Genomic DNA, 24,558 nt, shown 5'->3' on the forward strand with positions numbered 1-24,558 from the left:
CTCCCGCCCGGAGCCTGATCGTCCCGCTCGGTTGCCATCAGGTGCTTACCTCCGGAGTCGTAGAAGTGTCCGTCGTCAACAGATCCCGTGCGATCAGGCCCGCGCCGAGGCAGCCGGCCGTGTCGCCGAGCGCGGCGGGGACGATGGTGGGCGGTTTCTGGAAGGTGACGCGCCGCCGGACGGCGTCCCGCAGCGGTCGGAACAACACTTCCCCCGCCTCGGCCAGCCCGCCACCGATGATCAGCGTGCGGGGGTCCAGCAGGGTGACCGCGGTGACCAGCCCGTCGGCGAGCGCGTCCACCGCCTCCTGCCAGACCCGGACGGCGTTCGGGTCGCCGGACGCGACGGCCTTGGCGCAGTCGGCCGCGTCCGCGTCCGGGTCCCCGCAGGCCGCGGCCCATGCCTCGCTGACGGCGGAGGCGGAGGCGTACCGCTCCAGGCAGCCGTGCTGCCCGCAGGGGCAGGCCGAGCCGCCGGGCCGTACGACGATGTGCCCGATCTCGCCGGCGAAGCCGTGCGCGCCGGCCTCGACCCGTCCGTTCAGGCCGATGGCGCCGGCGATCCCGGTGCCCAGCGGCACGAACAGGAACCGGTCCGTGCCCCGGCCCGCGCCGATCCGGCCCTCGGCGAGGCCGCCGGTGCGGACGTCGTGGCCGAGGGCGACGGGCACCCCGAGCCGGTCGGCGAGCAGGGCCCGCAGGGGTACGTCCCGCCAGCCGAGGTTGGCCGCGTAGACGGCGGTGCCGTGCTCCTCGTCGACGATGCCGGGGACCGCGATGCCGGCCGCTGCGGCGGGTTCGCCGTAGTGCTCCAGGCCGTGGGCGCGCAGCTCGGCGGCGAAGTCGAGGATGCCCGCGACCACCGCGTCGGGGCCGCGCTCGCGGCCGGTGGCGCGGCGGGCGCGGTGGAGCAGCGCGCCGTCCTCGCCGACGAGAGCGGCCTTCATCCCGGTACCGCCCACGTCCAGGGCGATGACATGTCTCACCACGGGGCCTAGTGTGACCCTCGCACCCGGGAGAGGTCTAGTCCACTCGCGTGGTGTAGACCTTATGTGTCCATATGTTGAACGGTCAGACGGCAGGGTTGGGGCTTTGAGGGTGCGTCGGGGTACGGCAGGAACGATCGCGGTGCTGTCCGCACTGGGCATGACGGCGGTTCTCGGCGGCTGCGGGAGTACGGGCTCCTCCGACGTGACCCTCAGACTGGTCGCCGCCGACTACGGCGACTCCGCCGCCAACAGCTCCAAGAAGTACTGGGACGGCCTGGCCGAGGAGTACGAGAAGCAGCACCCCGATGTGAAGGTCGAGGTCAGCGTCTACTCCTGGAACGACGTCGACCGCAAGGTCAAGGAGATGGTCGACGCCGGCCACGCCCCCGACCTGGCCCAGATCGGCGCCTACGCCGACTACGCCGCCGCGGGCAAGCTCTACCCGGCCTCGGACCTGCTCTCCATCCGCACCCAGGCCGACTTCCTCTCCCAGCTCTCGGACGCCGGCGAGTGGAAGCACACGCAGTACGGCATCCCGTTCGCCGCCTCCACCCGCGTGCTCTTCTACAACAAGACGCTGTTCGCCAAGGCCGGCATCACCCCGCCCACCACCTGGGACCAGCTGGCCGCCGACGCCGAGGCGCTCAAGGGCAAGGGGGTCAAGTACCCCTACGCGCTGCCCCTCGGCCCCGAGGAGGCCCAGGCCGAGACCATGCAGTGGCTGCTCAGCGGCGGCAACGGCGGCAGCGGCTACACCGACGACATCGGCACCTACACGATCGACTCCGCGCAGAACATCGCGACCTTCACCTGGCTCAAGGACGAGCTGGTCGGCGAGGACCTGACCGGACCGGTCGCCCCCGGCAAGCTCAACCGCGCCGCCGCCTTCGCCGCCTTCGCCGACGGACAGGTCGGCATGCTCAACGGGCACCCCACGCTGATCCAGCAGGCTGAGCGGAAGGGCGTGAAGTTCGGCATGGTCCCGATGCCGGGCCGCACCGGCAAGTCCAGGGCCTCGATGGGCGTCGCCGACTGGATGATGGGCTTCCGGCAGAACGGACACGCCGAACAGATCGGCGACTTCCTCGACTTCGTCTACGCCAAGAAGAACGTCCTGTCCTTCTCGCGGAAGTACGGGCTGCTGCCGGTCACCAGCTCCGCCTCCACCGCCATGAGCGCGTCGGGCGCGGCCACCGACAAGCCGCTGCACGCCTTCCTCGACCAGCTGCCCACCTCCGAGCTGTACCCCGTCGGCAAGACCTCCTGGGCGGCGGTCAGCGCGGCCGTGAAGCAGAACATCGGCCAGGCGGTCGCCCCCGGCGGCAGCCCCGCCGGCGTCCTGGCCCGCCTCCAGTCGACGGCCACGGCGGCCGACAGCAGCAACGCGAGCTAGGCCGGCTGTCGGTGCCCGGCGCTACCGTGGCTCCCATGGAACTGGGCAGCCGCGAAAAGGCCATCCTCGCGCTGGAGCGCCGGGGCTTTCCGGGCGCCGGCGCGAAGGAGCGGGCGATCCGCGAGGAGCTGGGCCTGGCCCCCGTTCGCTACTACCAGCTCCTCAACGCCCTGCTGGACGACGAGGGGGCACTGGCCCACGACCCGGTGACGGTGAACCGGCTGCGGCGGGTCCGGGAGGCACGGCGCGCGGAGCGCTGAGGAGTGGACCGGGGCCCTCGTGGATAGGGTCGCGGTATGGGCACCCAGACGACGGACTCCCTGCACCCGCTGCCGATCCCGAGCACCCAGGCCGGCCGGGACGGCTTGGCCGCGCTCCTGGCCCGCCCCGGCTCCGCGCTGATCGGCCTGGACTTCGACGGCACGCTGGCCCCGATCGTGGCCGACCCCGAGCAGGCCCGCGCCCACCCCGAGGCGGTGCCCGCGCTGGCCGCGCTCGCCCCGAAGATCGCCTCGGTCGCCGTGATCACCGGCCGCCCGCCCGAGGTGGCGGTCCGGTACGGCGGCTTCGCCGACGTCCCCGGCCTGGAGCACCTCACCGTCCTCGGGCACTACGGCGCCGAACGCTGGGACGCGGCCACCGGCACGGTCACCGCGCCGCCCCCGCACCCCGGCGTGGCCGCCGTCCGCGCCGAGCTGCCGCGCCTGCTGGAGCGGGCCGGCGCCGGACCGGGCACCTGGGTCGAAGAGAAGGGCCGGGCCCTCGCCGTCCACACCCGCCGTGCCGCCGACCCGTGGGCAACGTTCGAGGCGCTGCGCGCTCCCCTCGCCGACCTCGCCAACCGGCACGGCCTGATCGTCGAGCCCGGCCGGATGGTCCTGGAGCTCCGCCCGCCGGGCATGGACAAGGGCGTGGCTCTCCTCGACCACGCCCGCACCACCAAGGCCGGATGCGTCGTTTACGCAGGCGACGACCTGGGCGATCTCCCCGCCTTCGCCGCTGTCGACAAGCTCCGCGCCGACGGCACCCCCGGCCTGTTGATCTGCAGCGGCAGCACCGAGGTCACCGAACTGGCCGAGCGGGCCGACCTGGTGGTGGCCGGCCCGGAAGGCGTCGTGGAACTGCTGCGGGGGCTGGCGGCTCAGCTCGGCTGACGGCCTGACCGGCCGCCCGCGCGGGACCGTACGGCCGGCGCCGCTCCGTCACGCCGAGCGGTCGTACGGGCCTCGGTGCGGGGCGTCGCTCAGTCACGCCGGAGCGCGTCGAGCTGATCCAGGAACCACCGGGCCGGCGGCAGCGCGGTGGCGGCCGCGGCCAGCCTCTTGGACCGCTCCGCCCGCTCCGCCGCCGGCAGGCTCAGCGCCTCGTGCAGGGCCTTCGCCGTGCCCTGGATGTCGTACGGATTGATCCCGAACGCGTCCTCGCCCAGCTCCTCGTACGCCCCGGCCTCCCGCGACAGCACCAGCGCGCAGCCCTCGTCGGAGACGACCGGGACCTCCTTGGCGACCAGGTTCATGCCGTCCCGGATGGGGTTCACCAGCGCCACGTCGGCCAGCCGGTAGGCGGCCAGGGAGCGCGCGAAGTCGTCCTTCACGTGCAGCACCACCGGGGTCCAGCCCTCGGTGCCGTACCGCCCGTTGATCTCGTCCGCGACCCGCTGCACCTCGGCGGTGTAGTCGCGGTAGACGGCGAGATCCTGCCGGGAGGGGTAGGCGAACGCCACGTGGACGACCTTCTCCCGCCACTCCGGGTGGTCCTCCAGCAGCTGCTCGTAGGCCAGCAGCCCGCGCACGATGTTCTTGGACAGCTCGGTGCGGTCCACCCGGACGATCGTCTTCCGGTCCGGTCCGATCTCCTCGCGCAGCGCCGCCATCCGCTCGGCCACGTCCTCCTCGTGCGCCCGCTTGCGCAGGAAGTCCGCGTCCGCACCCAGTCCGTGCACCCCGATCCGGGTGCCGGACGGGATGCCGGGCCCGAGCACCGTGTGACAGCAGTCCGTGAACGCGTCCGCCCACCGCTGGGTGAGGAACGCCGCCCGGTCCGCGCCCAGGATGCCGCTGAGCAGCTCGGTGGCGATGTCGTCGGGAAGGAGGCGGAAGTAGTCCGGCGGGGCCCAGGGGGTGTGCGAGAAGTGGCCGATGCGCAGGTCGGGGCGGAGCCGGCGGAGCATGCGGGGGGCGAGGGCCAGGTGGTAGTCCTGGATCACCACGGCCGCGCCCTCGGCCGCCTCCTGGGCCAGCGCCTCGGCGAACGCCCGGTTGTACGCCTCGTACGACGCCCACTGCCGCCGGAACCCGGCGTCGAAGACCGGCTCCAGCGGGGTCTGGTACAGCATGTGGTGGACGAACCAGAGCACCGAGTTGGCGATGCCGTTGTACGCCTCGGCGTGCACGGTCGCGTCGATGTCGAGCATCCGCACCCGCTGCCCGCCGGTCTCCTCGGCCGGCAGCAGCCCGCCGTCCGCGCGCCGGACGGCCGCCCGGTCACCGTCGCCCAGGGCGGCGCACACCCACACGGACTCCGCGTCCGACCCGATGGCGGAGAGCCCGGAGACCACCCCGCCGCCGCCTCGCCTGGCATGCAGCGAACCGTCTTCGCGTACCTGATAGGAGACCGGGCCGCGATTCGACGCGACCAGCACCCGAGCCTTTTCAGCAGCACCGCGCGTGGAAGCCATACGCCTCAACCTAGCCCGGTCCGGAAACGCTCAAACGTACGGTCCGTCCGGGAAGACGCGAGCGAGCGGCCGTATACGGCGCGTTCACGCCACCCTTCGCTCCGCGTACTCCGCGATCTCCAGCATGGGCGGCCGTTCCTCGGTGTCGACCGAGTAGGTGCGGGGCTCGAACCCGTCCTCGCCCCGCTCGAACTGGGTCAGCGTGGGCCGGATCAGATGGCCGCGGGCCAGCCGGAGCTGGGCCGTGCGGTAGATGGCGGCCGCCATCCGGCCCAGCGCCTGCCCGTCCTGGTGCCGGTGCTTGCGCACCCCCACGTCCACCTGGGCCAGCGCGTCCAGGCCCACCAGGTGCAGCGCGTCCACCAGCATGCCCAGCTCCACGCCGTAGCCGACGGGGAACGGCAGCTGCTCCAGCAGCGAGCGGCGGGCCGCGTACTCGCCGCCCAGCGGCTGCACGAAGCCGGCGAGCTGCGGCCAGTGCATGTTCAGCAGCGGGCGGGCCATCAGCTCGGTGACCCGGCCGCCCTGCCCGGCGGCCCTGCCGGAGGCCGGCGCATCGGACTCGGTGGTGAGCGGGCGGTCGTACATCGCCTTGACCAGGTCGACCTCCGGGTCGGTGAGCAGCGGGCCGACGATCCCGGAGACGAAGTCCGAGGAGAACTCCCGCAGGTCGGCGTCGATGAAGCAGAGGATGTCCCCGCCGGTCACCAGCAGCGAACGCCACAGCACCTCGCCCTTGCCGGGGACGGCGGGGATGCGGGGCAGGATCTCGTCGCGGTGGACGACCCGGGCGCCGGCGCGCGCGGCGACCTCGGAGGTGCGGTCGGTGGAGCCGGAGTCCACGACCACGACCTCGTCGACGAGCGGTACCTGCTCGACGAGGTCGCGGCGGATGACGGTGACGATGTCGCCGACCGTCTTCTCCTCGTTGAGCGCGGGCAGCACGACGCTGACCGTCTGGCCCGTGCGCTGCTTGGCGGCGAGTATGCGGTGGAGGGGGCGGTCGGCCACGGACCAGGACCGGGTGGTCAGCCAGCGCTCGACTTCTTCCAGCACAGTCTGCGGCTCCTCACTCTTGTCTCGCGGTTCGGACGACTATCTCAACTGTCCTGGCCGTCGGTTACAGTCTTGAACAACGCCGATGACCATCGCATGTCGGGGGTCACGAGCGTCCACAACCGCATACAGCTCATCCAGAGGGGCAGAGGGACACGGCCCGATGAAGCCCCGGCAACCCTCCAGTCGGTTCTCGTAGATCAGTTCTGATCGTTTCCGCGAGGCTCCCGGCTAGGGAAGGTGCCAAATCCGTCTCACGGCGAGATGCGTCGTGAGGAAGATGAGGAGAAAGGGCCTCGCCTCCATGGCTGTGCAGACAGTTGCAACCACCAGCGATTCCACCGTCGACCTCGGTCCCGCCGCCGCTCTGAGCTGTCGCGAGTGCGGTCACCGCGTGCCGCTCGGCCCGGTCTTCGCCTGCGAGGAGTGCTTCGGCCCGCTGGAGATCGCCTACGACTTCTCCGCGTACGACACCGAGGAGCTGCGCCGCCGTATCGAGGCCGGCCCCGCGAACATCTGGCGCTACGCGCCGCTGCTGCCGGTCCCGGCGGACGTCACCGACAAGCCCAACCTCAACCCGGGCTGGACCAAGCTCGTCAAGGCCGACAACCTCGCCCGCGAGCTGGGCGTGACCGGCGGTCTGTACGTGAAGGACGACTCCGGCAACCCGACACACTCCTTCAAGGACCGCGTGGTCGCCCAGGCCCTGGAGGCCGCCCGCGCCTTCGGCTTCACCACCCTCTCCTGCTCCTCCACCGGCAACCTGGCCGGCGCCGTCGGCGCCGCCGCCGCCCGGGCCGGCCTCCGCTCGTGCGTGTTCATCCCGCACGACCTGGAGCAGGGCAAGGTCGTCATGGCCGCGGTCTACGGCGGCGAGCTGGTGGGCATCGAGGGCAACTACGACGATGTGAACCGCTTCTGCTCCGAGCTGATCGGCGACCCGGCCGGCGAGGGCTGGGGCTTCGTCAACGTCAACCTGCGGCCGTACTACGCGGAGGGCTCCAAGACCCTGGCGTACGAGATCTGCGAGCAGCTCGGCTGGCAGCTGCCCGACCAGATCGTCGTCCCGATCGCCTCCGGCTCCCAGCTCACGAAGATCGACAAGGGTCTGCAGGAGCTGATCAAGCTCGGGCTGGTCGAGGACAAGCCGTACAAGATCTTCGGTGCCCAGGCCGAGGGCTGCTCCCCGGTGTCCACCGCCTTCAAGGCCGGGCACGACGTGGTCCGCCCCCAGAAGCCGAACACCATCGCCAAGTCCCTCGCCATCGGCAACCCGGCCGACGGTCCCTACGTCCTGGACATCGCCCGCCGTACCGGCGGCGCGGTGGAGGACGTGACGGACGAGGAGGTCGTGGACGCGATCAAGCTGCTGGCGCGTACGGAGGGCATCTTCGCGGAGACGGCGGGCGGGGTGACTGTCGGCGTCACCCGCAAGCTGCTCAAGGAGGGCCTGCTGGACCCGGCGAAGACCACGGTCGTCCTCAACACCGGCGACGGCCTGAAGACCCTGGACGCGGTGGCCGGGACCGGCCTCACCGCCACCATCCGCCCGACCCTGGACTCCTTCCGAGAGGCTGGCCTCGCATGAGCGTGACCGTTCGCATCCCCACCATCCTGCGCACCTACACCGGCGGCCGGGCCGAGGTCGCCGCCGAGGGCGCGACCCTCGCCGAGGTCATCGCCGACCTGGAGAAGAACCACACCGGCATCGCCGCGCGCGTCCTGGACGACCAGGGCAAGCTGCGCCGGTTCGTCAACGTGTACGTCAACGACGACGACGTCCGCTTCGAGCAGGGCCTGGAGACGGCGACGCCCGAAGGCGCCGGTGTCTCCATCATCCCGGCCGTCGCCGGCGGCTGATTATTACCCTCGGTAACCCCGGTTACCGGCTGTTCATCGGATTGCCCCCTCCGTGAGAGAAACGGAGGGGGCAATTCTGCGTGATTGAGCGCGGTAGAGTTGGGGAACGCGGTCGCGGCCTTCGGGTCGCAGGCCCTGGATTCATGCCGCACGCCCGACAAGAAGTAGCCAAAGTGTGCGGGTTTTATGCGGCTTTTGCGCCTTTTATGAGGCCCGACTTGCCCTGAATTCGGATGAATTCTCGGCACATTCCGGACCGCTCGCGTCCAGAATTCTCGTCCGATTGACCTGTTGCAGACGGCAGTTGGACAGATACATTCAGCCGCGGTCGACGCGTTCCGGCGCACGCCCCCGACCAATGGGGGGTGAGGTCTGACCCGGGTCCGCGAAGTGCGGATCTGTGCAAGGGCCAGTAATAGGGGAGTTAGGCATGGCTCAGGGCACCGTCAAGTGGTTCAACGCGGAGAAGGGGTACGGCTTCATCGCGGTCGACGGTGGTGCGGACGTCTTCGTCCACTACAGCGCCATTCAGATGGACGGCTACCGCACCCTGGAAGAGGGCCAGCGGGTGGAGTTCGAGATCTCGCAGGGCCAGAAGGGCCCGCAGGCCGACATGGTTCGCCTCAGCGCCTGAACGTTTCTTGTACGAAGGGCCCGCACCTCGCAGAGGGTGCGGGCCCTTCGCCGTGCCCGGGGTTCCTCTGTTCGCGGGCGGCTGACGCGGTGCCGTACCCCCCTCGGGCGCTTGCACTCGACCATGCCGAGTGCTAATCATTGCGTTAGCACTCTGAAGGTGAGAGTGACAGTGAAGGACCGGGTCGGTGAGGCCCGCAGGCCGGGTGGGGCAAGGAACCACGAGGCCGGCGAGCCGTCCGTCGCGGGCGCGGGCGCGGTCCGAAGGAATCACCCCCAGTCCTGGAGGGACCACTTCACATGGCCAAGATCATCGCGTTCGACGAGGAGGCGCGGCGCGGCCTCGAGCGCGGCATGAACCAGCTCGCGGACGCCGTGAAGGTGACGCTCGGCCCCAAGGGCCGCAACGTCGTCCTCGAGAAGAAGTGGGGCGCCCCCACGATCACCAACGATGGTGTCTCCATCGCCAAGGAGATCGAGCTCGAGGACCCGTACGAGAAGATCGGCGCCGAGCTGGTCAAGGAAGTCGCCAAGAAGACGGACGACGTCGCCGGTGACGGTACGACCACCGCGACCGTGCTCGCCCAGGCCCTGGTCAAGGAGGGTCTGCGCAACGTCGCCGCCGGTGCCAACCCGATGGCCCTGAAGCGCGGTATCGAGAAGGCCGTCGAGGCCGTCTCCGCCGCCCTGCTGGAGCAGGCGAAGGACGTCGAGACCAAGGAGCAGATCGCCTCCACGGCCTCCATCTCCGCCGCCGACACCCAGATCGGCGAGCTGATCGCCGAGGCCATGGACAAGGTCGGCAAGGAAGGCGTCATCACCGTCGAGGAGAGCAACACCTTCGGCCTGGAGCTCGAGCTCACCGAGGGTATGCGCTTCGACAAGGGCTACATCTCCGCCTACTTCGCGACCGACATGGAGCGCATGGAGGCGGTGCTCGAGGACCCGTACATCCTCATCGCCAACTCCAAGATCTCCTCGGTCAAGGACCTGCTCCCGCTCCTGGAGAAGGTCATGCAGTCGGGCAAGCCGCTGCTGATCATCGCCGAGGACGTCGAGGGCGAGGCCCTGTCGACCCTGGTCGTCAACAAGATCCGCGGCACCTTCAAGTCCGTCGCCGTCAAGGCCCCGGGCTTCGGCGACCGCCGCAAGGCCATGCTCGGCGACATCGCCATCCTCACGGGCGGCGAGGTCATCTCCGAGGAGGTCGGCCTCAAGCTGGAGAACGCGACCCTGGACCTCCTGGGCCGCGCCCGCAAGGTCGTCATCACCAAGGACGAGACCACCATCGTCGACGGTGCCGGCTCCTCCGAGCAGGTCAACGGCCGCGTGAACCAGATCCGCGCCGAGATCGAGAACAGCGACTCGGACTACGACCGCGAGAAGCTCCAGGAGCGCCTGGCGAAGCTCGCGGGCGGCGTGGCCGTCATCAAGGCCGGTGCCGCCACCGAGGTGGAGCTCAAGGAGCGCAAGCACCGCATCGAGGACGCCGTCCGCAACGCGAAGGCGGCCGTCGAGGAGGGCATCGTCGCCGGCGGTGGCGTGGCCCTGCTCCAGGCCTCCCAGGTCTTCGAGAAGCTGGAGCTGGAGGGTGACGAGGCGACCGGCGCCAACGCCGTGCGCATCGCCCTGGAGGCCCCGCTGAAGCAGATCGCCGTCAACGCCGGCCTCGAGGGCGGTGTCGTGGTGGAGAAGGTGCGCAACCTGACCCCGGGCCACGGCCTGAACGCCGCGACCGGCGAGTACGTCGACCTGGTCGCCGAGGGCATCATCGACCCGGCGAAGGTGACCCGTTCCGCCCTGCAGAACGCCGCCTCCATCGCCGCGCTGTTCCTCACCACCGAGGCCGTCATCGCCGACAAGCCGGAGAAGGCCGCCGCGCCGGCCGGCGGCGGCATGCCGGGCGGTGACATGGACTTCTGATCCTTCCCGGATCACCTGTCCTTTTCCGAGGGCGGCACTCCCTGTCTGTGGCAGGGGGTGCCGCCCTCGGGCGTTTCGGGCCGTCATCCCCTCGGGGCGCCCCACCGTTCCCTCCTTCGTACGGACCGACGGCCGTGTGGCCGGGATCACGTGACCGCTCGTCCGGGTTCTGGAATGTGCCGCACCGCATAGGCGGTTGCTTGAGTGAGTGCAACAATGCGCATGCACATACCAGCCGGTCGACCGAACCTCTCCCGAGGAGCCCCGCACGTGACCACCACGCCCCCCGCCTCCCGCGCGGCACAGATCCTCTCCCGCCCGATCGCCCTGGGCGGCCTCACCGTCCCGAACCGGATCGTGATGGCGCCGATGACCCGCATGTTCTCCCCGGGCGGCATACCGGGCGAGGACGTGCGCTCCTACTACGCGCGCCGAGCCGCCGCCGGCGTGGGTCTCATCGTCACCGAGGGCACCTACGTGGGCCACGAGTCGGCCGGGCAGAGCGACCGGGTGCCGCGGTTCCACGGGGAGGAGCAACTGGCGGGCTGGGCGAAGGTCGCCGAGGACGTGCACGCGGCCGGCGGCACCATCGTGCCGCAGCTGTGGCACATCGGCATGGTCCGCAAGGAAGGTGACGCTCCCTTCCCGGACGCTCCCGCCGTCGGCCCCTCCGGCATCACCACCGCGGGCGCCGAGCCCACCGGCAAGGCCATGACGCAGGCGGACCTGGACGCCGTCATCGGCGCGTTCGCCGAGGCCGCGGCCGACGCGGAGCGCATCGGCTTCGACGGCGTGGAGATCCACGGCGCCCACGGCTACCTCGTCGACCAGTTCCTGTGGGAGGGCACCAACCGGCGCACGGACGCCTACGGCGGGGACCCGGTGGCCCGCACCAAGTTCGCCGCGGAGATCGTCGCCGCGGTCCGCGAGGCGGTTTCGCCCGAGTTCCCCATCCTCTTCCGCTACTCGCAGTGGAAGCAGCAGGACTACACCGCCCGGCTCGCCGAGACCCCCGAGGAGCTGGAGGCCATCCTGACCCCGCTCGCCGCGGCCGGCGTCGACGTCTTCCACGCCTCCACCCGCCGCTACTGGCTGCCCGAGTTCGACGGCTCCGACCTGAACCTGGCCGGCTGGACGAAGAAGCTCACCGGCAAGCAGGTCATCACCGTCGGCTCGGTCGGCCTCGACGGCGACTTCGTCAACGCCTTCCAGGGCGAGGGCTCCCCGGTCAAGGGCATCGACAACCTCCTGGACCGCCTGGAGGCGGACGAGTTCGACATGGTGGCCGTCGGCCGCGCGCTGCTCCAGGACCCCGAGTGGGCCGCCAAGGTGCTCGCCGACCGCTTCGACGAGCTGAAGCCGTACGACGCGGCCGCGGTGAAGACCCTCAGCTGACCGGGCACTCGTGATCGCCGTCGTGCGTTCCTCTGATGACCAGTGAGGAGCGAGCATGACGACGAGCGAGTCCGGGGGCCGGGCGGCGTGGACCGCCGGACCCGTGGTGCGCACCGCCTCCGGCGCCGTGCGCGGTCGCCACGAGGACGGCCTGGCGGTCTTCCGGGGCATCCCCTACGCCGAACCGCCGGTGGGCGAGGCCCGGTTCCGGGCCCCGCGCCCGGTCCGGCCCTGGGACGGCACGCGGGAGGCGTGCGCCTTCGGGCCCCCGCCCCCGCAGGACGTGGGCACCCAGGGCGGTGCGGCCGCGCCGCCCGGCCCCACCGGTGACGACTGGCTGACGGTGAACGTGTGGACGCCCGAGCCGGACCCGGCCGCCGGCCGTCCGGTCATGGTGTGGATCCACGGCGGCTCGTACCGGATGGGCCACGCCGGCCTGCCCGCCTATGACGCGCAGCGCATCGCCCGGGACGGCGACGTCGTCGTGGTCACCCTCAATTACCGGCTCGGCATGGAGGGGTTCACCCTCCTCGACGGCGCCCCCGCGAACCGGGGCCTGCTGGACCAGGTGGCGGCCCTGGAGTGGGTGCAGGCGAACATCGCGGCGTTCGGCGGCGATCCCGGCCGGGTCACCGTCTTCGGCGAGTCGGCCGGAGCGGGCTCGGTGGCCTCGCTGCTGGCCATGCCGAGGGCCCGCGGCCTGTTCCGCCGGGCGGTGGCCCAGAGCGTGCCCGGCACGTTCTTCTCCGCCGAGCTGGCGCGCGACATCGCGGTGGCGCTGGCGGCGGAGGCGGGCCAAAAGCCCACGGCGGCGGACCTGGCCGCCGTCGACCCGCGCCGGCTGACGGACGCCGGACAGGCGCTGAGCGCCAAGATGCACCAGTACACCGGCAGCTGGGGCCAGGCGGCACCGACGGCCAGCCCGTTCGCCCCGGTCGTCGACGGCGACGTCCTGCCCACCACCCCCTGGCAGGCGCTCGCGGCGGGGGCGGCCCGCGAGGTGGACCTCCTGGTCGGCCACAACCGCGACGAGTTCCGTCTCTTCATGGCCATGGGCGGCATGCTCGGCACGGTCACGGACGAGCAGCTGACGGGGACCCTGCGCCTGCTGGCCCCGGGCGGCGAGGCGGGCGAGCGCGCCTACCGCGCGGCCTTCCCGGACGCCTCCCCGTCCGCGCTGTTCGAACGGGTCCAGACGGACTGGCTGATCGCGATACCGACCCTGCGTCTCGCCGAGGCCCAGCTGAGGGGCGGCGGCAGCGCCCACGTCTACGAACTGACCTGGCCGGCCCCGGGCAACGGCGGCGTCCTGGGCGCCTGCCATGTCCTGGACGTCGCCCTGCTCTTCGGCACGTACCGCGCCGTCCTGGGCGGTCTGCTCTTCGCGGGGGCGGACATCCCGGCCGAGGCGGAGGAGCTGGCGGCCCGCTTCCGCCGCTCCTGGACGTCGTTCGCCCGGACGGGAGACCCGGGCTGGCCGGCGTACGACATTGAGGCGCGCCCGGTGCGGATACTCGACGCGGAGCCGACGGTCACGGCCTACCCGGAGGAGCGCAGCAGACGCCTGTGGGAGGGCCACGAGATCCCGCCCCTGCCGCTGCTCCCCCAGGTCCTGTCGGCCTAGAGGTTGCCCAGCGGCTCGATGTCGACCCGTACCGGCGTCCCCCACACCCGCAGCACCTCGTAGTCGGTGAACTCGTGCACGAGCCGGTAGGCCATGGCGGGCCGGGATCCGCGCCGCTGTGCGGCGAGATAGGCCTCGGCCTCGTGCCGGTCCCTCCTCGGCGTCCCGCACAGCTGCCACTCCTGCCCGTTCCACAGCTCCGGCAGCCACCGCTGCTGGGGCTGCGGCCGGTCACCGCGCACGCCGTACCGGGAGGGGGCCGAGGGGGCCGGCTCGACCGGCCGGGGCCTGCTGCCCTGGAACTCCGACCGCCGGGCGGCCCGGCGCCGGGTCTCGCACAGCAGACACAGGTCGGGCGCGCTCTCGTCCACGGGGCCCTGCGGATGCTCGGGACACCGGGTGGCGGGCGCACCGGTGGTGACGCTGTCGTCCAGCAGGTCGAGGGCCCGCCGGAGATCGTCCCTGACCTCGTACAGCCGGGCGTCCGGCGTGTCGGCGGTCAGTGCCTCCCCGTGCTCCCCGAGCAGCCGAAGAGCCCGTCCCAGGGCGGTGAGCTGGGCATGATTCATATCGGTCGGTCCCTCCTCCCCTCCATGGTGCCCTGTGCGGCCGGGCGCGGGTGCGCGGCCACCGTCACCGGGGGCGGCGGGCGAAGCCGAACAGGTACGTCGCCGCGAACCCCACCGCATACCCCGTGAGCAGTCCGCCCCCGTACACGGCCGCCGCCGGCCCGGGGCCCCGGTCTCCCGTCAGCAGCGGGAACAGCGCCCAGCCCGACGGGCCGATGGCCGTGGCGCCCACCTTGGTGCCGAGCATGGCGAAGAAGCCGACGAACGCCCCGCCCGCCGCGCCGCCCGCGCAGGCGGTCAGGAACGGGCGGCCGAGGGGGAGCGAGACGCCGTAGATCAGGGGTTCGCCGACACCCAGCAGGCCGGCCGGGAGGGCCGAGCGGATCGTCGTACGCAGCGCGAGGTCGTGGCGGAGTCGGACGTAGACCGCGAGGGCCGCACCGACCTGGCCGGCGCCCGCCATGGCCAGCAGCGGGAGCAGGACGGTGTAGCCCTGCTGGTCGATCAGGGTGGCGTGCAGCGGGATCAGGGCCTGGTGCAGGCCGAGCATGACCAGCGGGAGGAAGAGGCCGCCGAGGACGAGTCCGGCCACGGCCCCGGTGGTCGCGAGGAGCCAGTTCGCCGCCGTGCCGATCGCCGTCGCCACCGCGCCGGCCGCGTACATCAGGCCGTACAGCGTCACCAGGCCGGGGACGAGCACGGTGACCGTGGGAGTGAGCAGGACGTCCAGCGCCCCGGGCACCCGGCCCCGGCACCACTTCTCCACCCGGGTCGCCAGCAGCGCCGCCGCGAGGGCGCCGAGCACCCCGCCCTGCCCGGGGGCCAGGTGCACGCCGAACGCCGTCACCTTCGCCACGCCCGGGTAGACGACGACCGCCGCGACCGCGCCGCCCAGCACGGGCGTGCCGCCGAACTCCTTCGCCGTGGTGTAACCGACGAACACCGCGATCAGCGCCATGAAGGCGGAGGCGATCGCGGAGAGGGCCGGGGTCAGGCCGGGCAGCCAGCCGGCGTTCACCAGCAGTCCGTTGAGGCCGGCCAGGATCCCGCAGCCGATCAGCGCCGGGATGAGCGGAACGAAGACGTTCGCGACCCGGCGCAGAGCGGTCTTGAGAGGGGTGGCGTTGCGCTTTCCCAGCCGCTCCTTCAGCAGAGCACCCGCGTCGGCACCGGTGAGCGGTTCCGCGTTCGGGTGGGTGTCGGCGGGGGCCGGTCGCCCGGTGGGCGGTTGCCCGGCCTGGGGGGTGCCGGCGTGGGGCGGTTGCCCCTTCGGGCGGGTGTCCGGGTGCGCCGGTTGCCCGGTGCGCGGCTGGTTCTTGCCGGCGTCGGTGTGGGGCCGCCGGTTCTTCGGGGCGGGGGTGTCGTCGGGTGCCGGTCGGGGCAGCAGGGTCTCCACCGCTGCCGTGATCTCGTCCACCACTCCGGGGCCGAGCACGATCTGCCAGTCGGTGCCGGCGGTCACCACGCCCAGCACCCCGGGTACGGCCCGCAGGGCCTCCTCGTCCCCGGCCGTCGGGTCGGCGAGGCTCAGCCGGAGCCGGGTCATGCAGTGGGCCACGGAAGTGACGTTGGCCGGGCCGCCGACCCGGGCGAGGACGGCGGCCGCGGTGGCGGCGGGGTGGTTGCGCACGCCCCGAGCCTGCGGGTCAGCGGGGCGTGTGCGCCAGCGCGGCACGCAGATGGCCGCCGGACTCCTCCAGAAGGCGGGCGGCCGTCGGGCCGTCGACACCGGCGAGCAGGACCAGGATCGCGTGCTTCACCTCGCCGCCGGTCTCCGTGAGGGCCTTCTCGATCTCGTCGTCGCCCGCGCCCGTGGCCTGCGCGACGATCCGGTGGGAGCGGGCCCGGAGCTTGTCGTTGGAGGCGCGCACGTCGACCATCAGGTTCCCGTACGTCTTGCCGAGCCGGATCATCGTGATCGTCGACAGCATGTTCAGCACCAGCTTCTGCGCCGTGCCCGCCTTCAGCCGGGTGGAGCCGGTGATCAGCTCCGGGCCCACGACGACCTCGATGCCGTGCTCGGCGGCGGCCCCGAGCGCGCTGTGCGCGTTGCAGGCCAGGCCGACGGTCAGGGCGCCGAGCGCGCGGGCGTGCGCCACGGCGCCGACGGCGTAGGGGGTGCGGCCGGAGGCGGAGATGCCGACAACGCTGTCCTCGGGGCCGAGTTTCAGCGCGTCGAGGTCCCGGCGGGCCAGTTCCTCGGAGTCCTCCGCGCCCTCCACGGAGGTGACCATGGCGGCGGGGCCGCCCGCGATCAGGCCGACGACCTGGTCGGGGTCGGTGTTGAAGGTGGGCGGGCACTCGGAGGCGTCCAGCACGCCCAGCCGTCCGGCGGTACCGGCACCGGCGTAGACGAGCCGCCCACCGCGGGCCATGCGCGCGGCGACGGCGTCGATGGCGGCGGCGATCCGGGGCAGCTGACCGGCCACGGCCGCGGGCACGCCCGCGTCCTCCCCGTTCATCAGCCGGGCGAGGTCGAGGGTGGGCAGCCGGTCGATGTCGGCGAGTTCGGGCCGGAAGGCTTCGGTGGTCAGCGAAGCCAACTGGCTGCGGAGGTCATGAGAGGTCATCGGGGGGTGGCTCTTTCCGGTGGGGGGCTGTGCTGTTCCCTGATGTGTCTAACGCGACCCGCTGCGGTGACGGTGCGCCAGCGCCTCGTAGGACGCGGCGAGCGCCGGCGCCGCGGTCTCGTACGTCCGCTGCGCCACCCCCACGAACAGACAGTCCACCACCAGCAGCTGACTCGTCCGGGAGGACATCGCGGCCGGCCGCAGCTCCGTCTCCCGCGAGGTGGACGTGGTCAGCACATGGTCGGCGTACTGCGTCACCGGCGAGTCTGGCCGTCCGGTGATCGCGACGGTGGTCGCCCCGTGCTCGAAGGCGACCCGGAGCGGTTCGATGACGTCCCCCGTCGACCCGGAGTGCGTGATCGCGATCGCCACGTCACCCGAGCGGAGCTGTACCGCGTTGGTCACCGCTAGGTGCGGGTCGCTGTGCGCGTGGGCTATGAGCCCTATCCGCAGCAGCTTCTGGGTGAGGTCCTGGGCGACGAGCCCGGACGCTCCTATGCCGTACACGTCGGTGCGCCGGGCGGCGGCCAGCGCGGTGACGGCCGCGTCCAGCTGGACGGTGTCGAGTCCGGCGGCCGTGTCGGCGAGGGTCTGCTGCTCCTCGTAGGCCAGCTTGGCGACGACGTCGGCGATGGGGTCGTCCACCGCGATGTCGGTGGTGATCGCGGGCGCCCGCCCGGACTGCTGCTGGGCGGCGAGACCGGCGAGGGCGAGGCGCAGATCGCGGTAGCCCGGATAGCCGAGCAGCCGGGCGGTGCGGACGACGGTGGCCTCGCTGGTGCCGGTGAGTTCGGCGAGTCCGGTGACCGTGAGGGCGGCGCAGCCGGCCGGGTCGCCCGCGACGGCCTCGGCGACGCGCTGCATCGACCGGGTCATGGACGGGGCGAGTGTGCGCACCTTGGCGGCGAGCGAGCCGCCCGGACTGCCGAAACTTTCCTTCACGTCCTGGGTCACCCATGAAAGATATTTTCGGTTCGGTGTCGCGGTCAAGAGTGCGCACAATGGTGTGCATGGACCCCATCAGCCCCCTGGAGCAGGCGTTGCACGCGGCCCGCGCCCTGGTGCTCGCCGATCTGGTCGCGGGCGAGGTCGCGGAGGCGGACGTGGTCTCGCTGGTGGAGGACTCCATCGCGCAGCGGCGCTGGTGGGTCGAGCAGTGGCCGGACGGCGTCGCCTATCTCCCGGGGCTGGTCGCCCAGGACGTGCAGGACGCGCTGCTGGACCGGTACGGCCGCTGGCCGCTGTGCCCGGTGTGCGGTTCGGGCGACCCGCACGCGCTGGACGTGGAGCCGGAACTGGGCCCCGACCCGCACTGGGTGTGCCACAAGGCGGGGGTGAAGGTCGCGTCGGTGGGCTCGCTGGGCCCGGCCACGGGCGGAATGGCCTCGTCGTGACGCTGTACATCGACCCGCCCACCTGGCCCGGACACGGCCGTATGTGGTCGCACCTGGTCAGCGACGTGTCGTACGACGAACTCCACGGGTTCGCCGAGAAGCTGGGCGTGCCGCGGCGCGCCTTCGAACGCGACCATTACGACCTTCCGTCCCACCGGTACGCGGACGCGGTGGCCGCCGGGGCGGTGCAGGTCAGCAGCCGCGAGGTGGTGCGGCTGCTGCGGTCCTCCGGACTGCGCCGGCCGAAGGGCGCGGCTCAGCGGCGCAGCTCGTAGGCCACCTCCTCCGCGTCCTCGCTCACCTTGGTGAAGCCGGCGCGGGAGACGACCGCCCGGGAGGCGGTGTTGGCGGTGTCGATGGTCGCGAACAGCGCCCGTACGTCGTCGCGGGCCAGCGCCCAGTCCGCCAGCGCGCGCAGCGCCTCCGTGACGTAGCCGTGGCCGCGGGCGGGCTCCGCCAGGTCGTAGCCGATCTCCACCCGGCCCTCCTCGTCCGGGGCGGAGTGGAAGCCCATGCCGCCGATCGCGCGGCCGTCCTCGTGGCGGACCAGTGCGAAGACGCCGAACTCCGGCCGGTGCACGCCCGTTTCGTACGCCTTCAGCAGGAAGCCGGAGGCCTCGCGTGTGCCCTCGTACGGGCCGCCCTCGATCCACTCGATGCCGCCGTCGCCGCCGAGGGACAGGTCACGGGCGGCGGCCGGGCGGATGCCGACGAGGTCGAGGCGGGTGGCCGGGATGACCAGGTTGTTGTACCAGGTCCAGTCGGTGACCGGGGCGCGGCCGGGCAGCTCGCCGCGGCCGGTCGCCCACAGCAGGGTCGGCCAGGGCGCGGGGCCGGGCTGGACGTGCGGGAAGAGCCAGGCCAGGACGGATTCCGCGAGGTCGGCGGGCGGCTCGTAGGCGATGCCGAGGCCCCGGGCGATGTCATGGGTGTGCAGCAGCGCCTCGGCGACGCCCATCGCGGCGAAGCCCTCGCGGTCGGCGCTGCGGAAGGGGGCGGGGTGGAAGGCGCGCACGCCGGGCGGTGCGGTGCGGACGGCGGCGGCCAGCAGGGCGCCGGTGGCCTCGACGATCCGGAGCAGACCGGCGTTGTCGGTGCCCTCGGGGAGCGCGATGCGCAGCGGCAGGCCGTCCTGGGAGCGGGCGGCGAGGCGGCTCGCGTACGCGGCGAAGTCCTCGGCGATGTGGAACGCCGTGGTGCGGCAACTCCACTCCAGGCCATGGGCGTCGACCGCGTCCCAGTCCCGGTCGAGGGCCGTGCGCAGTGCCGCCGTGCAGCCCGCGACAGCCGCCTCCACCTGGTCCCCGCTCATCGTTCGCATGCGCGCACAGTACGGGGGTGCCGTCCTCAGGTCGACAGCATTTCCAGCTCGCCCGCGAGGTTGTAGCGCGCGGTGGCCTCCCAGTGTTCCCGGCCGTAGGGGGTCCGGAACAGCCGTGGCAGACCGAGGAGTTGGCGCAGCACCGCCGAACGGCCCGCGCGGAAGGCGTCGCTGGGGACGAAGTGGTACTCCTCGCGGACCTCGGCGGTGTAGGCGGCGTACGCCGACGGGGGCGCGGCCAGGATCGCGAGGTCGGCGTCGCACAGCACCTGGCCGTCGCGGTCGTCGTCGGCCGGGTCGTGCGTGACGGTGAGCCGGACCAGCCGGGCCACCTCGGCGGTCCTCGCGTCGGGCACGCCGGCCTCCGGCAGCGCGCGCTCGGCCAGCCGCGCCGACCGCTCCTCGTTCTCGCTGCGCTCCGGGAGGTAGACGGCGTCGTGGAACCAGGCGGCCAGGCGGACCACGTCGGGGTCGGCCGCGAACGCCTGCAGGACGTCGACGTGGTCGAGGACGGCGGTGAGATGGGCCACCGTGTGGTACCGGCGCTGCGGCTCCTGCCAGCGGGCCAGCAGGTTGTCGGCGTAGGGCGCCGGGTCGGGGCCGCCGCCGGGGGCGCGGGCGGCTTCCAGGGCGCGGGCGAAGCGGAGGCGCAGGGCGTCGAGGTCGGCCATGGCGGCCATTCTTCCCCGACGGCGGCCCGCCGGCCCGTTCCGTGCCCGCCGCGCCCCTAGCGTGACGACCATGACTGACAAGCACGACGTGCGCGACCCCGAACTCCCCGGACGGCTGCTGGCCGTCGAGCGCGACGCCTTCGTCCCGCTGCTGAGGTCCCGCCCCGACGCAGACTTCGCGCTGCCGACGGCCGCGTGCCCGGGGTGGACGGTGCGGGACGTCCTGGCGCACTGTTCCGCGGCGTTGCGGCGGGTGGTGGAGAACCGGCTCGGGCGCGGCGCGTTCACGCCGGAGTCGAACGAGCGGGACATCGCCGAACGGGCCGAGTGGACGCACGCCCAGGTCGTGGACGAGCTGGAGTGCGGGCTGACCGAGGCCGGGCCGGTGATCGCCCGGGCGGGTGGCGTGCTGGACATGCTCGCGCTGGGGGAGTGGGTGCACGCCGGGGACGTACGGGAGTGTCTGGGGGAGCCTGCGGCGTACGCGGGGCCCGGACTGCCGCACGCGCTGGACCTGCTGGCGTGGATCACCCGGCGGAAGGCGCATCTGCCGCTGCACGCCGACCTCGACGACGTGGACGAGCCGCTGCGGTTCGGGGTGCCGGCCGCGGACGCCCCGCCCGCCCGGTACCTCGGCGACGCCGCCACGCTCGTACGGCTGTACACGGGGCGGCCGGTGACCGGTGCGGCCTACGAGCTGGCGGGGGCGAAGGAGGAGGAGCTGAACATCTTCGGGTGAGGGGGCTCGGTGGCTCCCGGACCGGCGTACTCTTGAATTGGACTAGACCTGTAGTCGGCGAGGAATGGGGTGCCATGAGCAAGCGTGCAGTCCTGGAGGTGATCGCGCTCGACGTCGAGGACGCGGTCGCCGCCCAGGCCGGAGGCGCGGACCGGCTGGAGCTGGTCACCGAGATGGCGGCCGACGGGCTCACCCCCTCGCCCGCCACCGTCGCCGCGATCCGTGCCGCCGTCGACGTCGACCTGCGCGTGATGCTCCGCCTCGCGGACGGGTTCGCGGCCGGTGCGGTGGACCGGCTGGTCGGCGTGGCCGCCGAGCTGCGGCAGGCCGGCGCCGACCAGTTCGTGCTCGGCTTCCTCGCCGCGGACGGCGGCGTCGACCTGGCCGCGGTGGAACGGGTCGTCGGCGCGCTCGGCGGCTGCCGGTGGACCTTCCACCGGGCGATCGACCGGGCCGCCGACCGGGACGCCCTGCGCAAGCAACTCGCCGACCTGCCCGGCCTGGACACCTATCTCACCGCCGGCTCCGCGGCCGGCGTGGACGACGGCCTGCCCACGCTGCTCGCCGAGGCGGCGCACGGCGGCGAGCCTGGGTACGAGCAGCAGATCCTGGTCGGCGGCGGACTGCGCCTGGACCATGTGCCGCGGCTCCGGGCCGGCGGGATCGAGGCGTTCCACATCGGCGGGGCGGCCCGCCCCGACGGCTGGGAGGGGCCGGTCTCGGCCGAGGCGGTCGCCCGGTGGCGTACGGCGCTGGACGGCGACGCCGGCTAGTTCTTCACCGGGTGCAGGCACAGCGGGGTCCTGCCGTTCACGCTGTACTCGAGGCGGGCCAGGTAGTCCCCGGTCGCGCAGTAGCCGTTCTTCGGCTCGGTGACGAGGAACTGGGCGCCCGGGGAGTCACAGGGCACGTTCCGGAGGTCCTGGTTGGTCCAGTCGCCGTCGTTGTGCGCGCACGCCCCGACCGCGAGGGGGTCGAAATTCTTCCTGTGGTGGTAGTGGACGCCGCTCCCCTCGGTCGACCCGCCGATCAGCATGAGCACGGGAACGGCGATCACCAGCGCGGCGAGCGAGCCCAGCGGGACCAGTGCGAGAAGACCGGCCGGCCGCCGCAGCACCGGGCGGCCGGGGTCCAGCGGCGGGTGCCACGCGGCCGTGGCCGGCGCCGGGATCCTGCGCAGGCGGGCCAGCGCACCGAGGTTGACCAGCAGGGTGACCGGAGTGATCAGCATCGACAGCGGACCCCACCAGCCCCGCACCAGGGTGTCCGCCTGCATCTGCCGGAAGACGGCCAGCCCGCAGGTGCGGCACAGCACACCCCGCCGCCGCAGGAACCGCATGAACACCACCATGCCCTGATGCCCGCGCACCGTCACCGGCGCGGCGGGCATCGCCCCGCACACCTCGCACCCGGGCCCGGAAGCCGGTGGGTACGGCGCGGGGGGCTGCTGGTGCGGGTACCCCGAGTACGGGGAGTGCTGATATGGCGTGCTCAACGGTGGCCTCTCCAGGGGGACATGCCGGAACGGCACAGCACCCTACTCGGCGAGCTGCGCGGGCAGCGGCGCCGAGTGCGTCACGATCAGGCCCGACACCGCTCGGGTCAGTGCCACGTACAGCCGGCGCAGGCCCGTCCGCTCGTCCGGCTCGCCGTCCACCACGGCCTGCGGCTCGTCCAGCACCACGTAGTCGTACTCCAGGCCCTTGGCCAGCGAGGCCGGGACCAGGGTCAGCCGGGTCTCGCGGGTCGTCTCCTCACCGGGGGCCAGGCAGGAGATGCCGGCCCGCGTCAGGGCCTCGGCGAGGGCGGGGACGCGGGCGTCGGCGGCGATCAGACCGGTCGAGCCCTCGTTGCGCAGCAACTCCGCGCACGCGGCGACGACGTCGGCCGTCTCCGTCGCCGTACGGACCTCGAAGAACCCGGGGTTCTCCCGGACCGAGGCCACCGGTGTCAGCCCGGGCGCGATGTGCGGCAGCAGCCGGGACGCGTACCCGATGACGTCGGTCGGCACGCGGAAACCGGCCGTCAGCTCCTCGATCACCCCGTCCGCCTTGCCGAGATGCCCCAGCGCCTCCGCCCAGCTCCGGGTCGCCCACGGGGTCGTGCCCTGCGCCAGGTCGCCCAGCACGGTCGCGCTGCCGGTGGTGCAGCGGCGGCCGACGGCCCGGTACTGCATCGGTGACAGGTCCTGCGCCTCGTCCAGGACGACATGCCCGAGCGAGTGGGTGCGCTGGATCAGGTCGGCGGCCTCGTCGATCAGCACCGCGTCCGCCGGCGACCACTTCGCCGACTTCACGCTGCGCACCGGCTTGGCCCACAGGATCGTCTTCTGCTCGTCCTCGTCCAGGATCCCCTCGGCGTGCTCGGCGAGGAACTCGGCGTCGGTCAGCAGCCGCAGCACGAGCTTGGCCGGGTCCACGGCCGGCCAGAGCGCCTTCACGGCCGCCTTCACCGCGCTGCCCCGGGCCACCGCGTCCTGCACCCGGTCGTCCGGGGCCTCCCCGGCCCGCTCCATCTGCACCAGCACCGCGTGCGCGATGCGCTGCGGCAGGGCCTCGCGGGCGGCGCCGTAGCGGATGTCCCGCGCCCGCAACTCGGCGACGATCTCCTCCAGTTCGTACGCCGGTACCCGCCAGCGCCGGGAGCCGCGCACCACCACGACCGGCTCGGTGGGCATGGTCACGTGGGAGTACAGGGCGCGCTTGAGGACCTCGGCCATCCGGGCGTCGCCCTTGACGATCGCGGCGGCGGCCTCGTCCGTACCGCGCACCTCCACCTGCGCGACCAGGTCGTCCACGGTGGCCTGCTGCACGGTCAACTCGCCGAGCGCGGGCAGGACCTGCTCGATGTAGTGCAGGAAGGACCGGTTCGGTCCGATCACCAGGGTGCCGGTGCGGGCGAGCCGCTCGCGGTGGGCGTAGAGGAGATACGCGACCCGGTGCAGGCCGACGGCCGTCTTCCCGGTCCCCGGCCCGCCCTGCACACACACGGTGCCGCCCAGCCCACTGCGCACGATCTCGTCCTGCTCGGGCTGGATGGTGGCGACGATGTCCCGCATCGGGCCGACACGCGGCCGTTCGATCTCCTGCTGGAGCAGCTTGCTGGTGGTGGACGTTTCGGCCGGGTCGGAGAGGTGCTCGTCCTCGTACGCGGTCAGCTCGCCGCCGGTGTAACCGAAGCGGCGGCGCAGCCCGACGTCCATGGGGTCCTTCTTGGACGCCCGGTAGAACGGCTGCGAGACCGGTGCACGCCAGTCGATGACCATCGGGTCGCCGTCGGCGTCGTGTACATGCCGCCGCCCGATGTAGAACTGCTCCCCCTCGGCGCCCTCCGCCTGCTCCGCCCCCGGGGCGTGCAGGTAGTCGAGCCGGCCGAAGAACAGCGGGGTGTCGCTGAGGTCGGCCAGCGCCTTGATGCGCTCGTCGATCTGGCGGGCGAGCACCTCGGCGTTGACCCAGTTCGCGGTGACATCCCTGATGTCCAGGGCCTCCACGTCCTCCCGCATGGCACGCAGAGCGGCACGGGAGGCGGCGAGGTGGGAGCGCTCTCGGGCCAGGGGGTCGTCGGTGGGCGTGGACAAGGGGGTGCCTCCGGTGGGCCTGCTGCGTGGGCTACGACGATGCCGTCCGGTACCGGCCGGACGACGGCACTCCCCTGGGTCCTGTCGTCAAACTCCCGTCGTCCGCCCGAAGGGCGGGCCGCGCGGCGTCGGGTGCGGCGAGAGTGCGTGCCTGGCGTCGCGGGC

General features: G+C 72.7%; 24 protein-coding genes and 1 riboswitch. Of the genes, 13 read left to right on the forward strand and 11 right to left on the reverse strand.

Going from position 1 to position 24,558, the window contains the following annotated elements:
- Nucleotides 1–37: 37 nt before the first annotated feature.
- Nucleotides 38–985 (reverse strand): ROK family protein, encoded by a 948-nt coding sequence (locus ACZ7DL_RS04595; protein WP_470771972.1) that lies wholly within the window; start codon nt 983–985, stop codon nt 38–40.
- A gap of 64 nt (nt 986–1,049) precedes the next feature.
- On the opposite strand from ACZ7DL_RS04595, the gene ACZ7DL_RS04600 reads away from it, so the two are divergent.
- Genes ACZ7DL_RS04600 through otsB form a run of 3 tightly spaced genes read left to right on the forward strand, consistent with a single transcriptional unit; the run spans nt 1,050 to nt 3,535 of the window.
- Entirely contained in the window at nt 1,050–2,381 is a 1,332-nt protein-coding gene (locus ACZ7DL_RS04600) for an ABC transporter substrate-binding protein (RefSeq protein WP_470771387.1), read from the forward strand.
- A 35-nt stretch (nt 2,382–2,416) separates the two neighbouring features.
- Nucleotides 2,417–2,641, forward strand: a complete 225-nt coding sequence (locus ACZ7DL_RS04605) for a DUF3263 domain-containing protein (protein ID WP_470771388.1) — start codon at nt 2,417–2,419, stop codon at nt 2,639–2,641.
- A gap of 36 nt (nt 2,642–2,677) precedes the next feature.
- Nucleotides 2,678–3,535: a trehalose-phosphatase gene (gene otsB / locus ACZ7DL_RS04610; RefSeq protein WP_470771389.1), complete on the forward strand. Its 858-nt coding sequence runs from the start codon at nt 2,678–2,680 to the stop codon at nt 3,533–3,535.
- Nucleotides 3,536–3,624: 89 nt separating this feature from the next.
- Here otsB and ACZ7DL_RS04615 read toward each other — a convergent pair whose 3' ends face one another.
- A complete protein-coding gene (locus ACZ7DL_RS04615) occupies nt 3,625–5,058 on the reverse strand; it encodes an alpha,alpha-trehalose-phosphate synthase (UDP-forming) (RefSeq protein ID WP_470771390.1) in 1,434 nt (477 codons plus the stop codon).
- 84 nt (nt 5,059–5,142) lie between these two features.
- Nucleotides 5,143–6,114, reverse strand: coding sequence for a glucosyl-3-phosphoglycerate synthase (locus tag ACZ7DL_RS04620; protein WP_470771391.1), 972 nt, complete (start codon nt 6,112–6,114; stop codon nt 5,143–5,145).
- Between the two features lie 130 nt (nt 6,115–6,244).
- A riboswitch (SAM riboswitch) is annotated at nt 6,245–6,401 on the forward strand.
- Between the two features lie 17 nt (nt 6,402–6,418).
- On the opposite strand from ACZ7DL_RS04620, the gene thrC reads away from it, so the two are divergent.
- The 6 genes from thrC to ACZ7DL_RS04650 all read left to right on the forward strand — a co-directional run bounded on the left by thrC (nt 6,419) and on the right by ACZ7DL_RS04650 (nt 13,549).
- Nucleotides 6,419–7,702, forward strand: coding sequence for a threonine synthase (gene thrC, locus ACZ7DL_RS04625; RefSeq protein ID WP_470771392.1), 1,284 nt, complete (start codon nt 6,419–6,421; stop codon nt 7,700–7,702).
- Nucleotides 7,699–7,974 carry a MoaD/ThiS family protein gene (locus ACZ7DL_RS04630; protein ID WP_470771393.1) on the forward strand — a complete coding sequence of 92 codons (276 nt, stop codon included), beginning with the start codon at nt 7,699–7,701 and terminating at the stop codon, nt 7,972–7,974. Before thrC ends, ACZ7DL_RS04630 begins: the two co-directional genes overlap by 4 nt.
- Nucleotides 7,975–8,404: 430 nt before the next feature.
- Entirely contained in the window at nt 8,405–8,608 is a 204-nt protein-coding gene (locus ACZ7DL_RS04635; RefSeq protein ID WP_004929928.1) for a cold-shock protein, read from the forward strand.
- Nucleotides 8,609–8,907: 299 nt separating this feature from the next.
- A complete protein-coding gene (groL, locus tag ACZ7DL_RS04640) occupies nt 8,908–10,530 on the forward strand; it encodes a chaperonin GroEL (protein ID WP_014673417.1) in 1,623 nt (540 codons plus the stop codon).
- A gap of 222 nt (nt 10,531–10,752) precedes the next feature.
- On the forward strand, nt 10,753–11,925 hold the full coding sequence (locus ACZ7DL_RS04645) for an NADH:flavin oxidoreductase (protein ID WP_470771394.1): 1,173 nt from the start codon (nt 10,753–10,755) through the stop codon (nt 11,923–11,925).
- Nucleotides 11,926–11,980: 55 nt separating this feature from the next.
- Nucleotides 11,981–13,549 (forward strand): carboxylesterase/lipase family protein, encoded by a 1,569-nt coding sequence (locus ACZ7DL_RS04650; RefSeq protein ID WP_470771395.1) that lies wholly within the window; start codon nt 11,981–11,983, stop codon nt 13,547–13,549.
- Here the strand turns inward: ACZ7DL_RS04650 and ACZ7DL_RS04655 are convergent.
- The 4 genes from ACZ7DL_RS04655 to ACZ7DL_RS04670 all read right to left on the reverse strand — a co-directional run bounded on the left by ACZ7DL_RS04655 (nt 13,546) and on the right by ACZ7DL_RS04670 (nt 17,642).
- Nucleotides 13,546–14,118, reverse strand: a complete 573-nt coding sequence (locus ACZ7DL_RS04655; RefSeq protein WP_470771396.1) for a hypothetical protein — start codon at nt 14,116–14,118, stop codon at nt 13,546–13,548. The genes ACZ7DL_RS04650 and ACZ7DL_RS04655 overlap by 4 nt on opposite strands.
- 64 nt (nt 14,119–14,182) lie before the next feature.
- Complete coding sequence (locus ACZ7DL_RS04660) at nt 14,183–15,748, reverse strand: PTS transporter subunit EIIC (protein ID WP_470771397.1); 1,566 nt, start codon at nt 15,746–15,748, stop codon at nt 14,183–14,185.
- Nucleotides 15,749–15,764: 16 nt separating this feature from the next.
- The gene (murQ, locus tag ACZ7DL_RS04665; protein WP_470771398.1) at nt 15,765–16,688 is read right to left on the reverse strand and encodes an N-acetylmuramic acid 6-phosphate etherase; all 924 of its coding nucleotides are present in this window, start codon (nt 16,686–16,688) and stop codon (nt 15,765–15,767) included.
- Nucleotides 16,689–16,736: 48 nt separating this feature from the next.
- Nucleotides 16,737–17,642, reverse strand: a complete 906-nt coding sequence (locus ACZ7DL_RS04670) for a MurR/RpiR family transcriptional regulator (protein WP_470771399.1) — start codon at nt 17,640–17,642, stop codon at nt 16,737–16,739.
- A 56-nt stretch (nt 17,643–17,698) separates the two neighbouring features.
- Here ACZ7DL_RS04670 and ACZ7DL_RS04675 point away from each other — a divergent pair, with 56 nt between their 5' ends.
- Together ACZ7DL_RS04675 and ACZ7DL_RS04680 are read left to right on the forward strand one after the other, a co-directional pair.
- Nucleotides 17,699–18,082: a hypothetical protein gene (locus ACZ7DL_RS04675; RefSeq protein ID WP_470771400.1), complete on the forward strand. Its 384-nt coding sequence runs from the start codon at nt 17,699–17,701 to the stop codon at nt 18,080–18,082.
- Entirely contained in the window at nt 18,079–18,357 is a 279-nt protein-coding gene (locus ACZ7DL_RS04680) for a DUF4031 domain-containing protein (RefSeq protein ID WP_470771401.1), read from the forward strand. The genes ACZ7DL_RS04675 and ACZ7DL_RS04680 overlap by 4 nt, the downstream gene beginning before the upstream one ends.
- Here ACZ7DL_RS04680 and ACZ7DL_RS04685 read toward each other — a convergent pair.
- Together ACZ7DL_RS04685 and ACZ7DL_RS04690 are read right to left on the reverse strand one after the other, a co-directional pair.
- Nucleotides 18,339–19,379, reverse strand: a complete 1,041-nt coding sequence (locus ACZ7DL_RS04685) for a GNAT family N-acetyltransferase (RefSeq protein WP_470771974.1) — start codon at nt 19,377–19,379, stop codon at nt 18,339–18,341. The genes ACZ7DL_RS04680 and ACZ7DL_RS04685 overlap by 19 nt on opposite strands.
- Nucleotides 19,380–19,429: 50 nt before the next feature.
- Nucleotides 19,430–20,074 carry an HD domain-containing protein gene (locus ACZ7DL_RS04690; protein ID WP_470771402.1) on the reverse strand — a complete coding sequence of 215 codons (645 nt, stop codon included), beginning with the start codon at nt 20,072–20,074 and terminating at the stop codon, nt 19,430–19,432.
- 70 nt (nt 20,075–20,144) lie between these two features.
- Here ACZ7DL_RS04690 and ACZ7DL_RS04695 point away from each other — a divergent pair, with 70 nt between their 5' ends.
- Nucleotides 20,145–20,813 (forward strand): maleylpyruvate isomerase family mycothiol-dependent enzyme, encoded by a 669-nt coding sequence (locus ACZ7DL_RS04695; RefSeq protein ID WP_470771403.1) that lies wholly within the window; start codon nt 20,145–20,147, stop codon nt 20,811–20,813.
- A gap of 74 nt (nt 20,814–20,887) precedes the next feature.
- The gene (locus ACZ7DL_RS04700) at nt 20,888–21,586 is read left to right on the forward strand and encodes a copper homeostasis protein CutC (protein WP_470771404.1); all 699 of its coding nucleotides are present in this window, start codon (nt 20,888–20,890) and stop codon (nt 21,584–21,586) included.
- Here the strand turns inward: ACZ7DL_RS04700 and ACZ7DL_RS04705 are convergent.
- Together ACZ7DL_RS04705 and ACZ7DL_RS04710 are read right to left on the reverse strand one after the other, a co-directional pair.
- Nucleotides 21,583–22,203, reverse strand: coding sequence for an LppU/SCO3897 family protein (locus ACZ7DL_RS04705; protein ID WP_470771405.1), 621 nt, complete (start codon nt 22,201–22,203; stop codon nt 21,583–21,585). The two genes, ACZ7DL_RS04700 and ACZ7DL_RS04705, sit on opposite strands and share 4 nt — an antisense overlap.
- Before the next feature lie 147 nt (nt 22,204–22,350).
- Nucleotides 22,351–24,318, reverse strand: a complete 1,968-nt coding sequence (locus ACZ7DL_RS04710; protein ID WP_470771976.1) for a HelD family protein — start codon at nt 24,316–24,318, stop codon at nt 22,351–22,353.
- Nucleotides 24,319–24,558 lie beyond the last annotated feature (240 nt).

It is taken from the genome of Streptomyces sp. NPDC036984 (assembly GCF_055607665.1).

Coding starts and splice junctions, on each gene's coding strand:
- ACZ7DL_RS04675 (WP_470771400.1), top strand. CDS start 17,699: ATGGACCCCATCAGCCCCCTGGAGCAGGCGTTGCACGCGGCCCGCGCC.
- ACZ7DL_RS04690 (WP_470771402.1), bottom strand. CDS start 20,074: ATGGCCGACCTCGACGCCCTGCGCCTCCGCTTCGCCCGCGCCCTGGAA.
- ACZ7DL_RS04630 (WP_470771393.1), top strand. CDS start 7,699: ATGAGCGTGACCGTTCGCATCCCCACCATCCTGCGCACCTACACCGGC.
- groL (WP_014673417.1), top strand. CDS start 8,908: ATGGCCAAGATCATCGCGTTCGACGAGGAGGCGCGGCGCGGCCTCGAG.
- ACZ7DL_RS04600 (WP_470771387.1), top strand. CDS start 1,050: ATGTGTCCATATGTTGAACGGTCAGACGGCAGGGTTGGGGCTTTGAGG.
- ACZ7DL_RS04615 (WP_470771390.1), bottom strand. CDS start 5,058: ATGGCTTCCACGCGCGGTGCTGCTGAAAAGGCTCGGGTGCTGGTCGCG.
- ACZ7DL_RS04700 (WP_470771404.1), top strand. CDS start 20,888: ATGAGCAAGCGTGCAGTCCTGGAGGTGATCGCGCTCGACGTCGAGGAC.
- ACZ7DL_RS04695 (WP_470771403.1), top strand. CDS start 20,145: ATGACTGACAAGCACGACGTGCGCGACCCCGAACTCCCCGGACGGCTG.
- ACZ7DL_RS04635 (WP_004929928.1), top strand. CDS start 8,405: ATGGCTCAGGGCACCGTCAAGTGGTTCAACGCGGAGAAGGGGTACGGC.
- murQ (WP_470771398.1), bottom strand. CDS start 16,688: ATGACCTCTCATGACCTCCGCAGCCAGTTGGCTTCGCTGACCACCGAA.
- otsB (WP_470771389.1), top strand. CDS start 2,678: ATGGGCACCCAGACGACGGACTCCCTGCACCCGCTGCCGATCCCGAGC.
- ACZ7DL_RS04605 (WP_470771388.1), top strand. CDS start 2,417: ATGGAACTGGGCAGCCGCGAAAAGGCCATCCTCGCGCTGGAGCGCCGG.
- ACZ7DL_RS04655 (WP_470771396.1), bottom strand. CDS start 14,118: ATGAATCATGCCCAGCTCACCGCCCTGGGACGGGCTCTTCGGCTGCTC.
- ACZ7DL_RS04650 (WP_470771395.1), top strand. CDS start 11,981: ATGACGACGAGCGAGTCCGGGGGCCGGGCGGCGTGGACCGCCGGACCC.
- thrC (WP_470771392.1), top strand. CDS start 6,419: ATGGCTGTGCAGACAGTTGCAACCACCAGCGATTCCACCGTCGACCTC.
- ACZ7DL_RS04710 (WP_470771976.1), bottom strand. CDS start 24,318: ATGCGGGAGGACGTGGAGGCCCTGGACATCAGGGATGTCACCGCGAAC.
- ACZ7DL_RS04645 (WP_470771394.1), top strand. CDS start 10,753: ATGCACATACCAGCCGGTCGACCGAACCTCTCCCGAGGAGCCCCGCAC.
- ACZ7DL_RS04705 (WP_470771405.1), bottom strand. CDS start 22,203: ATGCCCGCCGCGCCGGTGACGGTGCGCGGGCATCAGGGCATGGTGGTG.